This is a genomic window from Nostoc sp. PA-18-2419 (assembly GCF_005869855.1).
Taxonomy (GTDB): domain Bacteria; phylum Cyanobacteriota; class Cyanobacteriia; order Cyanobacteriales; family Nostocaceae; genus Nostoc.
In genome coordinates, this window is the sequence record NZ_SZNH01000035.1 from 1 (window position 1) to 11,563 (window position 11,563).

An 11,563-nucleotide genomic window follows, 5' to 3' on the forward strand; every position below is an offset into this window, starting at 1 on the left:
ATGCATGTCATGTAGCCGAGCCGTGCTAATAGACCGAGGGCTTGACCTCTAAATTCGGCATAATTTCGCATTTCTTGCAGTCTTCATGGTTTTGTTGAAAAACTAAATTTTTCCTGGTGTCTATTGCGCGGTGGAACCACACTGAACCCTTCCCGAACTCAGAGGTGAAACGCTGTTGCGGCAACGATAGTTTAGGGGTTGCCCTACGTGAAAATAGCTCGATGCCAGGTTCATATTTCAACTCAAACCCTCTAGCAAAACATAACAGCTAGAGGGTTTAATTTGTTTGGATAGTATTGCTTACTTTATTTACGTTTATTTACTGGGTCTATTCATCTTTAATAGCCGAATTACTGGACGAAAAATATAAATAGGGAATATTGAAGTTTTGAAAAATTGAACGAGTAAAATTATTGACAATTATTTATACGTGAAAAAATTCTTTAGATAACTTAGGAAGTATAAAAACTTTTAGCCAAGTTAGCCAAGGTTAAATTAAATTGAATAGCACAAACTGTTGAAGTATCAGAAGTATCAAACGGAGATTCTTGAGTCGGTCATGCTTAAATCACTTGTCATTTTATGTCAACTATCAATTCAGCAATTTCAAAAGTATCTTACTTAAACATCAAAGCATTTTTAAATTTTTACTTTATAAATAGTGCCTTTCTTAATTTTACTAATTATATATTTATAAATATTAATAATAACTATATTTAATTATTATTAAATAATACTTTTGATAGAGGGAAAAATCAACCATAACTATATTGTAGATAGATAAACTCACACCGTTACCTTCTTATAATAAGAATAAGAGTAAATAATTAGGAATCTAATAATGTCTGAACAACAAAAACCTAGTAATGAAGATACTACCCCCGCTGCTTCTGGTGGGTACCAAACTACCATTGATGAAAGTACCCGCAAAACTGGCGATCCCGAAAAAAGTGATGCTAAAACTACTGCAACGCCAGAAGCACCAGAAAATGATACTGTACAAGGTAGCCCAAATCAAGGAACTGAGTCACGGTAATTAATTTAAATCTTCCCAACTATTAATTATTTTGTGGCACTTTTTAATGAATCTAATCCAGTAAGTTGAGAGTGGAGATGCAGCGTAACAGCCGCAAGGCTCCACTATTTTTTTATACTAAACGGGGGGTATAAGGGGGCGATCGCATTTTATCTGAGAAAACGGGTATTTTTAGCTATAAGGTCCCCAACGGCTAAGCTGTTTCAAATCTAGTATTGCATATCTAAATTTCCTGAAAGTCTTGTGGGGAAAGATTTGCTGTTTTACTTCATTTACTGTATATCCAGAAATTCGCAATGAAGTAAAATTCTCATCATGACAGTAAACGTACGCTTCACTGCGTTTTGCTCTTAATAATATTTCACATTTAATTAGGTTGAGCTACTTACCAATTTATAAATTAGCAGACAATTTATGATTAAGTGGCATATCACTTCGGTGTAAATTACCAGGTTTAGTTAATTTCCAAACATAATAATTATCACCATAAATAATATCTGTCTTGAAGTGATACTTTTTTTCTATCACTTCGCGCCAATTGTTTGAAGGATTGAATAAAAATACATCAGCAAACTCGTTAGAAAATTTTGGGATTTTTTGAGTATTTACCAACAAAAATCGCACTTTTGGTTCCAATCGATAGCTCAGAGAAAAAACATTTTCATAATTAGTGTCTAAAGAATTACTAATCACAAGTGGGCTAATACTCTGATTAATAAGTTGCGCAAATTGTAAATTGTTATAATTCATCCCCTTATTCCACCAAGTTTCTGCTTGGGAATTCACCTTAGAAGAAATCAAACCACAAATAATCACCAACATCATGATTGTGTGCCAAATGGTTCGACGTAACGCATTCTCATTCTCTAGTTGCATAGATAGTAAATAAGCAACAGCTAATTGGATTCCTAAATAAGAGGGTATTAAATATGGTTCAATAAAATATCGTATTCTCCCAGCACTTAAATCTTGTAGTATTATAGGCAGTGCTGGCACTACAATCAATGTAATAATAAACAACCAGACTTTGTAACTACTAGTAACACAAAGGAAATAAATTGCATATCCTACCAAAATTAAAAAAATTAATGCAATTAAATAGCTCCAAGGATTTTCTAAGCTCAAATTTATATCAAAAAAAATTCGGCTTAACTGCATCAGCAGAAATGGAATCATCGGCATCAAAGATGACTGTATTGTGACTGTCTCACCAGAAATCAGAAATTGGAAAAACTCTCCGAGCGCAACTATTATCCAAGGCATAAAAGCTAACAGACCTACGAGTGATGCGAAGAGATAATTTCTCACTGTTTCAGTTAACTGGAATTTAGCTATGCCAATCACATAAATCCCGTGAGCAAGAGCTACAAATCCACTCCAAAGAAATGTATAAAGACTAATCGCCAAAATTATTGCATAAACACTCCAGGCAGCAAAAATATCTGGGTGTTGTTTTTTCGTTAGTTCATCTTTATCTTGTGATTCTAACTCTATTGCTCGCAAGAGTGAAGCGCTAGATAGTAAAATAGTGACTAACCAGAGAATATATTCTTGTGCTTCTTGGGCATAGATTAGATGAATTGGAGAGATAGTCATGAGTGCGATCGCTACACTACCAAACGATAGCGGTACATTAAATAATTCTCGGCATAGTCGATAAACACAGGGAAAAACTAGCAAGCTAATGAAGGCAGATAAACTTCTAATGGCTGTAACTGAATTACCAAAGATTTCCAACCACAATCTGGCGATTATATAATACAACGGTGGATGCAGAGAATCTTCTCTTGCCAGAGACATAATGGTATCATTTAAGTTTTTTTCTGTATTTGCACCTTGAAATTTAGCAAAACTTTCTTTGGCAATAACACGATTATTAAAAAGTTGTTCTTTTACTTCAGTTATTGTGTAACCAGAAATCCGCAATGAGCTATAAGTTTCATCACGCCAATAAACCTTACCATCAAGGTTAAAAAAGCGAAACAATATAGCTATCGTCAACAAGAAAACAATTAAAAATCGCAACCAACTCGGTGCTGATTTGAGATGGCGCATAAGTAATTTTCCCAAAAATTTATCTAAAACGATCCAGTTTGCTTGGCTGGATGAGGTGTCCAAGGGTAGCCCATCATAGATATTGCTGAGACATCAACATCAACTAATGAGAGTTCGAGGAAGGCGATTTGATTTCTCTCTTAAAAAGCTTTCATAAATGAAACCTCCACTCAAACTTTTGCTTCTTCAAACCTCTCCTCTTCTAAGGGAAAGACTAAAAATCCTCTCGTGGTAGGATACAGCTAGAGAATAGGGGGTCACACCCCTCATTTTGTATATCTCTCATTTTCTCATGAAATAACCTTTGGAATATGCTAGATTTAATCCGAAAAAATCAATCGTGGTGTGAGGGGTAACATGCCTGAATGACAGCAGTATCTCACTAAAAGAGGAAAGCTGAAGGCAAAGAGGCTTATTGAACTCGCTCTCAAGCACAGTTGTTTGTCAGATATCACCAACGTCATAGAAAGTCATTTGATTTGCCAGATTGCCAATAAAAACCTCTTCTTTATTAACTGCAAAAAGAATTAGCTAAGGTTGTATCAAATACGGCAAAACTTACTTGAATAAATATTTATTTTTTAGTTTGTATAGCCACGACTGAGTATCGCTAAGAGGATATTTAAAAAGTATTGTATGAAACACTAAAAGCCTGATAACCTAACCCCTTACCATAAGGAAATGGGGTTTTATAGCCTCTCTCCTAAAATAAGATGATAAATCAACTAGAAAATAAAATATAATTTTTACAAAATTTGATAACCCAATCTGCCAAAATCTTTGGTATTAGATATAGTTAAAAAATCAATCGTCTTAAACTGTCTATCAATGGCTGGAAAGCTACATATTTTAGCTCCAATATTCAAGTATGCCTGCAAAATTTTTGGAATCTCTATATTAGATGAATTCTGATAATTTTGAGGCAAATCTAGACAAGATTGTGAATTTGGATAGACTAAAATACTCGGATGCATCAAGCCATTCTGCTGAAAATAATCATAAACGCAACTAGCTTGCCAAGGAGATTGCGTTAATAATGATACACAACCAAAGAAATATTGGTTTTTACTCCATATAAGATAATTTGCTAGCCCTTCCCAGAGTAATAAAAGTGCTTGACTATTTCGGTATTCTTTAGCTATACATGCACGTCCAACTTCCACTGATGCTTGAAGCACAGAATCGGGAATTGCATTAAGATTAAATATATCGGCAGCATCAAAGCCTAATCTTTGAGAAGCCATTTTATAGGTTTGCATTCGATAAGTTCCGATGGTTTTACCCGTCTGTTTGCAGATGAGAATCAAATGATGGCAAACCTCATCAAACTTATCTCTATCCATCTCAATAACGTTAGAAGTAGATAATCCCAACCCTAGTTCTAGATTAAAAACTTCAAAACGCAATCGAAAAATTGATTTTAATTCTTCTTCAGTTGAGGCTAGCCGTAGGATATATTTTTTAGTTTGAAGGACAGGAAAATCTTCAACAGAAGGATTCAGTAGGTAATTAATATTGTAGCGAGAAACTTCCATCTGTCTTCCTACTTAAATTTGCGAAAATATCCTACTAAGATTTAAGCGTTATGCTATATCGCATTATGAAATTAATGCGTTGAAGTGTGATTGGGACAGTTTTCGATAAAAAATCCTTTAGAGAAATTTTTTGCTCTCTGGGATTAGAGGTAGATTGTTTTTATTATGGATATTAATGCCAAAAAAATCTGGCAATAAGATACAAAATTTTCCTTTGATATAGAGTATAAATGCAAGTAATACTATTTCTAAAAATTTTGACATAGGGTTTACCGTTGTACAATTTTACGCATGTATCTGTAGCAGTAAGTTAAGTTAATTAAATAGGCTCACTGAAAAAGTTACAATTAAGAAAACAAGCCCCTAAAAGAATCTAAGGGCTGGGATAATTTTGATTATGATGCCTGAATTAGGCGTAGCGATCGCTACTTATAACAAAAGCGCTCTCAAATACTTTATCAACTACGGTGATTATTGCTGTAATGAACCCTTGTACCTGCCCACAGCAACTTCTCCCGCAAAGTTTGGTAGTAAGAATTGTTCTCGCGCAAAATAATAAATTTAGCTCGACAATCCGCCATCCGCACATCAACCCGGTGTCCAGGCCAAATCGAAGTCCCCAACACTCCATCTGTCCACAACTTGGTACTCAAATCATAATCCCCTAAAGGCCAAATACTTACTACAGAACCAGGAGGTAAAACCAGGGGGCGACTAGAAAGACTCATTGCACAAATCGGAGTGACGGTGATCGCCTCCATCCCATCGTGCATAATTGGTCCATTAGCGGAAACAGTGTAACCTGTGGAACCTGTGGGAGTGGAAATAATTAACCCGTCCCCGACGTATTGATCGACTACCTCACCATCGATTTCCATTTCTAGAATCGAGGTAATCATTCGGTCAGCAGAAGCCGGTTTGACACAAAATTCGTTCAAAGCGAGGTAACGCTCACTGACTGGCTGCAAATTAGACCCATGACCCTCATATACCGCAGCTTGTAACATCATCCGCCGTTGGATAGCATAGCGATCCTCAAACAGTCGGTCCCAAACTTTCTCGGTATCTTGAAATTCATCCACTGACTCAGTTAAAAACCCCAGATGACCTCCCACATTCACTCCCAGAATTGGGATGCCCGCTGGGGCTAAATGTCTGGCACCTGTTAAAACAGTACCATCACCGCCGAGTACCAAAGCGAGATCGATTGGTTGACTCGCCGAGGCCAAAAAGACTGGATAAGGGTTGTCTTTCGGCCCGCTAGGCCCCATCAACACATGGCACTGGCGATTTTCGAGTTGTTTAGCACAGATTTCTGCCCATTCTTTACTCCGGGCATCCCGCGCCTTATAAGCAATAATTACCTGCTTGAGTTGCACGCACAGTTACCACTTCAGGAGATTAAACTGCTCCATATCGACGGTATCGCGGTTGCGATAAATGGCAAGCACGATCGCTAAACCCACCGCCGCTTCGGCTGCGGCCACAGTAATCACAAACACGGTGAAAACCTGACCCTTAATTAATGTTGAGTCGAGGAAGTTGGAAAATGCCATTAAATTCAGATTAACAGCATTGAGCAACAACTCAATCGACATCAGCACCCGCACCGCGTTGCGGCTGGTAATTAAACCGTAGATACCGATACAGAATAAAGCTGCTGCTAACAATAAAAAGTACTGGAGTTGCATGAATTTGAGTATTCCTTCTGAAAAAACAGGGCTTTTTATTTGTGACTAAAGTCGCAAATTTTACTCTTTTGTTTCGCTGCTGCTTGATACCAGTTCTCTGGGGCGTTCTGGCAAAGTCAAAACGGTTTGTGGTAGGTCAGACGATGTAACTTGGTCTGGCAAATACTCGCGACGTGCCAAAATTATCGCTCCTACCATCGCCATCAGCAGCAAAATCGAAGCTAGTTCAAAAGGTAGTAAAAAGTCACTGAAGAAATGCTCACCAATCAGAACTATAGAACCTTGAGTAGCCACAGCTCCAGTTGAGTAGGCCCAAGGAGTCGCCAGCACCATCGTACTCAAAAGCCCAAACAATCCGAGACTAACTACAGCCGTTAGTGCCTTCCGCACCCAAGAGTTGGGAAATGGCACAAAATTCTGCCGTTTGTTCACCAACATAATGGCAAACAAAATTAGTACGTTAACCGCCCCAACGTAAATTAGCACTTGTGCAGCTGCAACAAAATCACCATTGAGCAACAGGTAGATTCCTGCAATGCTAATGAACACGCCCCCTAGCATAAAGGCAGAATAGACGATACTGGAGGACAGCACCACACCAAGAGCTGCCCCAATCATCATTACACCCAGTAAGCCAAGGGATACTAACTGTACTCCTTCCGCTAGATTCACTGTTTTTTGTCCTCAGTCAATTGTCATTGGTTCATTGGTCAATTGTCCTCAGTCAATTGTCATTGGTCATTAGTCATTTGCTTAATAACAAAGGACAAATGACAAATAGCAAAGCGCAAAGTTGAGCCACTGCTACCTCAGCGCCCTGTGTCGGAAAGCAAGTGGCGTTGAGCGGAGGTTTCCTCCGAACAGATGGCAGTTCCTTCAAGCGGGGGAACCCCGCCAACGGACTGCCTCAACTTTGTAAGAGAGGACAAATGATATTTATTTTTGAGTTTGTTCAGCCAAGTCTTGTGGACGTACACCCGCAGGTGGTGCATCCGCAGGCAATCCGTGGGGTTCGAGGACGCCTTTGGGTAGGTAAACTAGTTCGCGTAGTGGTGTTACCATTGGGTCATTTGTTACCTTATAGGGCAGACGACCTAGCGCTACGTTGTCATAGTTCAATTCATGGCGATCATAAGTGGAAAGTTCATACTCTTCTGTCATGGATAGACAGTTAGTCGGGCAAAATTCCACACAATTACCGCAAAAGATACAAACTCCAAAGTCAATGCTGTAGTGGTTGAGTTTTTTCTTTTTGCTGGCTTTGTCGAATTCCCAATCTACTACAGGCAGATTTATCGGACAAACGCGAACACAGACTTCGCAGGCGATGCACTTATCAAACTCAAAGTGAATTCTACCGCGAAACCGTTCGCCAGGAATCAGTTTCTCGTAAGGGTACTGTACGGTAATCGGACGCCGGCGCATGTGGTCGAAGGTAACAGAAAGTCCCTGACCAATGTAACGCGCAGCTTGTATTGTTTCTTTGGTATAATCACCAACTTGTTTTAGAAACTTTAGCATCGTGTTTCACTCTCTGTGTTTAAGCTATCAGCGTTATTTGTCTTTTGTCCTTAGTCATTTGTCCTTTGTCCAAACCAAATGAGTAATGACCAATGACCAATGACTAATGAGTAATGACTAACCGCCAAAGGCGAAAGGAAAGGCTAGTTTCAAGGCGGCGGTTAATAGGAGATTAACCAAACCAACTGGCAACAAAAACTTCCATCCTAAATCTAACAATTGATCAATCCGTACCCGTGGTAGTGTCCAGCGTAACAAAATAGCGATAAACACTAGTAAATAGGCTTTAAACACAGTCATGGTGATACCCAAAGCAGCAGTTACTATCTGCAACACGGGATCGGCTTCACTGATTCCCAGCCAACTAGCTATGAGGTTAAGGGGAATGGGAAAGTCCCAACCGCCCAAGTAGAGAATTGCTACTAATAGGGCAGAAAGTATTAGGTTAACGTAAGAACCCAGGTAAAACAGGCCAAATTTCATGCCTGCATATTCAGTCTGATAGCCTGCTACGAGTTCTTCTTCCGCTTCAGGTAAGTCAAAGGGCAATCTTTCGCACTCAGCTAGGGCAGCTATCCAAAAAATCAGGAAACCGACTGGTTGACGCCAAATGTTCCAGCCCAGGATGCCGTAGCCAGATTGTTGATTAACAATGTCAATGGTACTGAGGCTATTAGACATCATAGCGATCGCTAATACTGCCAGCGCCAATGGAATTTCATAACTAATAGATTGCGCTGCTGCCCGCAAGCCCCCTAAAAGGGAGTATTTGTTATTAGATGCGTAGCCAGCCATCAACAAACCAATGGGTTGAATGCTTGACAAAGCAATCCATAAAAAGACGCCCATGCCCACATTGCTAATTACGATGTTCTGCCCAAAAGGCACAATCAGGAACGAGAGAAATACCGGAATCACAACAATAATTGGCCCAAGGGTAAACAACCAAGGGTCAGAATTCGCTGGCACGATATCTTCTTTAAATACCAGCTTCAGACCATCTGCTACAGGCACTAGTAATCCAAAAGGCCCTTGGTATTCTGGCCCAATTCGTTGCTGTGCAGCAGCAGAAATTTTTCGTTCTAGCCAGGTAGCTACTAATACCCCCACTGTTGCCCCAATTAGCATCAGTACCATTGGCAATGGTAGCCAAATTGCTTTGGCTGTTCCTGCTGGCACACCCAAATCTGTGAGGGATTCAATGAAAGTTCCTTGGAGGTCAATTCCTGAATTCATGTTTGATGCTCTTTAAGACATGAGTTATTGTGAGTTACAAATATTACTTAATTAATATCTGTAAATTCACTCATTAATAATTTTTGCCTAGATGATGTGTGATTGAAGATTTGTTGCCAATTCCCATGCCTAGTATATCCTTGGATGGTTTTACCACCCTGAAGCGAGATGAGAACTTCTACTTATGGTTGGCATTGAGATTGGCTATTGAGTTGAGGGAGTGGGGGACGCGGGGATGAGGAGATAGGGAAGTGTGGGGAGTGTGGGGGGGAAAGGAGAGATGGGGGAGTGTGGGGAGAAAGGGGAGAAAGGGGGCAAGATTTGTTCTCCATCCTCCCACACCTCCCACACTCCCTGTTTGCCCCATGCCCCTTAACGTTGGTCAATGGGCAGATAAGAAACTTCGTGAGCGCCGTTGTAAATCTGGGTAGGACGGAAAATCCGGTTTTCTGCTAGTTGTTCTTTCCAGTGAGCTAGCCAACCAGCAACGCGGGCGATCGCAAATATTGGTGTAAACAAGTCTGTAGGAATTCCCATTTTCCTATACACCAAGCCAGAATAAAAGTCAACATTGGGAAAAATCCCTTTGCTACCGAGTTTTTCCTCTACCACACGTTCCACCTCTAGGGCAATGTCATAGAACTTGTCATGCCCAAACTTCTCAAATAGTTGTTCTGCTAGGCTTTGTAAAATTGTAGCTCGTGGGTCTTTTACTTTGTAGACACGATGCCCACAGCCCATAATCTTCGCTTTACGTTGCAGACGATCCTCCACGTAAGGACGTACATTTTCCACAGAGCCAATTTCTTCCAACATTTGAATTACTTCTTCATTGGCTCCACCATGCAGCGGCCCTCCTAAAGTTCCCACCGCACTAGCAACTACAGCATAAGGATCGGTCAAAGTAGAAGCTGTCACCCTAGCACTGAAGGTAGAAGCATTCATTGTATGCTCGACCTGAAGTATCAAGCAGATATCAAAAATTCGCGCTGCCAAAGGATCGGGTTCTTGCTCATTGAGCATGTATAGAAAATTGGCAGAGTAGTCTAAGTCATCACGAGGACGCACGGGGTCGTTACCTTTTCGCATCAGTTGAAACGCCGCTACCATCGTGGGAATGGTTGCTATCAAGCGCACTACCGAATCTCGAATGTAGGCAGGATTATGTAAGTCCCGGAGCGAATAAAACAAGCCCAAAGCAGCAGCAGAGGCTTGCAGGGCATCCATTGGATGACCGCTTTCTGGAAAGCATTTCATCATGTCCCGAATGCGGTATTTTATTCGCCTGTGGTGACGAACTTCATGTTCAAATGCTTCCAGTTGTTGTTTACTGGGCAGTTCACCCCAGATTAAGAGATAAGCAGTTTCTAGGAATGTACTTTTTTCTGCTAGTTCCTCAATCCGGATGCCACGATATTCTAGTATTCCCTTTTGCCCATCAACATAACTGATACTCGATTGGGCGGCGGGAATGCCTTCTAGACCAGGCTTGTATTCGCACACCATCATGGCAACACCATTGACTTTTTGAAATGTTCGATGGAGCTAACTTACCAGAAATTTCTTGTTGACATAACAGTAGCCGTCCTAACAACAATCAAAAATGTTGAAAAACTGTTATAGCAAGTACTTGGGTGGTGTCAACCAAAACATCTGACTACGACCCAGAGGAGAACCATTTTCTGGTAGTTTTATCCCAATCATACCTGCTTTTTTCAAGACTAAGCTTGCTTTAACCTCTCCCCATAAGAGAATTTCTGCCCAATTGGTTAAATCAGGTTCGTGTCCAACCAAGGCCAGTTGGGTATTTTGGGAATAATTTCTTGGCTCTAACCAGTCTTTGAGCCAACCAGAAATTTGACCATCGTGGGTGAGGTAGCTAGATTCCTCTAACTGGGAGCTTAGTTTTTCTGCTATGAGGATTTGTGCCGTTTGACGGGCACGCACTAACGGGCTGGTGAGAATCAAATCAAAGTTTAAACCTAATTTAACAAGTTTTTCGGCAACTTTCTGAGTTTTTTGCCTTCCTTCTGTGGTCAGGCTGCGCTCCTCATCCTTAATGCCTAAATCTTTATCTTGGGCGATCCCATGACGAATTAAATATAGTTCCATACTTTAAATTTTATTGGTGTAGCCTATGCTACGTTACTCTAATTCTTTTATTTTGTATAATAAAAATTTTATTTATTCAATTACAGTTATTCGTCAAGGTTAGGATAAAAGTCTAAGCTGAAAATTTCATTAACAGAAAGTGGACGAGCGATCGCAAAATTTTCTTCTGATAAACCTGTTTCCATCATTGGCTCTCGTCAGGCTCTTTGATAGATAGTATATACCCCTCCTTTTGGAGAAATAAATAGATAGGTATAAGTTAATATTTGTACCAAATTACTAAACATTAGGCACGAATTACATTGCTAATCAATTAATAAAAATTAAATTCCCGACTTTGATTCAAAGTCGGGAAGGAATGCTAGGTAACCAAACAC

10 protein-coding genes and 1 rRNA gene are annotated in these 11,563 nt (G+C 40.0%); 2 read left to right on the plus strand and 9 right to left on the minus strand.

Annotation, left to right across the window (positions count from 1 at the left end):
• The first annotated feature begins 112 nt into the window (after positions 1 to 112).
• Positions 113 to 230 (plus strand): 5S ribosomal RNA (gene rrf / locus FCR06_RS25915).
• 611 nt (positions 231 to 841) lie between these two features.
• Entirely contained in the window at positions 842 to 1,036 is a 195-nt protein-coding gene (locus tag FCR06_RS25920; RefSeq protein ID WP_138504878.1) for a hypothetical protein, read from the plus strand.
• A gap of 393 nt (positions 1,037 to 1,429) precedes the next feature.
• Here the strand turns inward: FCR06_RS25920 and FCR06_RS25925 are convergent, their stop codons facing one another.
• The 9 genes from FCR06_RS25925 to sixA all read right to left on the minus strand — a co-directional run bounded on the left by FCR06_RS25925 (position 1,430) and on the right by sixA (position 11,186).
• Positions 1,430 to 3,091: a glycosyltransferase family 39 protein gene (locus tag FCR06_RS25925; RefSeq protein ID WP_138504880.1), complete on the minus strand. Its 1,662-nt coding sequence runs from the start codon at positions 3,089 to 3,091 to the stop codon at positions 1,430 to 1,432.
• A 746-nt stretch (positions 3,092 to 3,837) separates the two neighbouring features.
• Positions 3,838 to 4,626 (minus strand): GNAT family N-acetyltransferase, encoded by a 789-nt coding sequence (locus tag FCR06_RS25930; RefSeq protein WP_138504882.1) that lies wholly within the window; start codon positions 4,624 to 4,626, stop codon positions 3,838 to 3,840.
• 458 nt (positions 4,627 to 5,084) lie between these two features.
• The gene (locus FCR06_RS25935; protein WP_138504884.1) at positions 5,085 to 6,005 is read right to left on the minus strand and encodes an NAD(+) kinase; all 921 of its coding nucleotides are present in this window, start codon (positions 6,003 to 6,005) and stop codon (positions 5,085 to 5,087) included.
• A 6-nt stretch (positions 6,006 to 6,011) separates the two neighbouring features.
• Positions 6,012 to 6,317 carry an NADH-quinone oxidoreductase subunit NuoK gene (nuoK, locus tag FCR06_RS25940; protein WP_006199065.1) on the minus strand — a complete coding sequence of 102 codons (306 nt, stop codon included), beginning with the start codon at positions 6,315 to 6,317 and terminating at the stop codon, positions 6,012 to 6,014.
• A 60-nt stretch (positions 6,318 to 6,377) separates the two neighbouring features.
• Positions 6,378 to 6,989: an NADH-quinone oxidoreductase subunit J gene (locus FCR06_RS25945; protein WP_138504886.1), complete on the minus strand. Its 612-nt coding sequence runs from the start codon at positions 6,987 to 6,989 to the stop codon at positions 6,378 to 6,380.
• 264 nt (positions 6,990 to 7,253) lie between these two features.
• Positions 7,254 to 7,838: an NAD(P)H-quinone oxidoreductase subunit I gene (gene ndhI, locus FCR06_RS25950; RefSeq protein ID WP_138504888.1), complete on the minus strand. Its 585-nt coding sequence runs from the start codon at positions 7,836 to 7,838 to the stop codon at positions 7,254 to 7,256.
• A gap of 117 nt (positions 7,839 to 7,955) precedes the next feature.
• Entirely contained in the window at positions 7,956 to 9,074 is a 1,119-nt protein-coding gene (gene nuoH / locus FCR06_RS25955) for an NADH-quinone oxidoreductase subunit NuoH (RefSeq protein ID WP_138504890.1), read from the minus strand.
• A gap of 372 nt (positions 9,075 to 9,446) precedes the next feature.
• On the minus strand, positions 9,447 to 10,583 hold the full coding sequence (locus tag FCR06_RS25960) for a citrate synthase (protein ID WP_138504892.1): 1,137 nt from the start codon (positions 10,581 to 10,583) through the stop codon (positions 9,447 to 9,449).
• A gap of 108 nt (positions 10,584 to 10,691) precedes the next feature.
• A complete protein-coding gene (sixA, locus tag FCR06_RS25965) occupies positions 10,692 to 11,186 on the minus strand; it encodes a phosphohistidine phosphatase SixA (protein WP_138504894.1) in 495 nt (164 codons plus the stop codon).
• Positions 11,187 to 11,563 lie beyond the last annotated feature (377 nt).

Bases quoted from the DNA above. Each gene is read 5' to 3' on its own strand.
- FCR06_RS25930 (WP_138504882.1), bottom strand. From the start codon at position 4,626: ATGGAAGTTTCTCGCTACAATATTAATTACCTACTGAATCCTTCTGTT.
- FCR06_RS25920 (WP_138504878.1), top strand. From the start codon at position 842: ATGTCTGAACAACAAAAACCTAGTAATGAAGATACTACCCCCGCTGCT.
- FCR06_RS25925 (WP_138504880.1), bottom strand. From the start codon at position 3,091: ATGCGCCATCTCAAATCAGCACCGAGTTGGTTGCGATTTTTAATTGTT.
- nuoH (WP_138504890.1), bottom strand. From the start codon at position 9,074: ATGAATTCAGGAATTGACCTCCAAGGAACTTTCATTGAATCCCTCACA.
- sixA (WP_138504894.1), bottom strand. From the start codon at position 11,186: ATGGAACTATATTTAATTCGTCATGGGATCGCCCAAGATAAAGATTTA.
- ndhI (WP_138504888.1), bottom strand. From the start codon at position 7,838: ATGCTAAAGTTTCTAAAACAAGTTGGTGATTATACCAAAGAAACAATA.
- nuoK (WP_006199065.1), bottom strand. From the start codon at position 6,317: ATGCAACTCCAGTACTTTTTATTGTTAGCAGCAGCTTTATTCTGTATC.
- FCR06_RS25960 (WP_138504892.1), bottom strand. From the start codon at position 10,583: ATGATGGTGTGCGAATACAAGCCTGGTCTAGAAGGCATTCCCGCCGCC.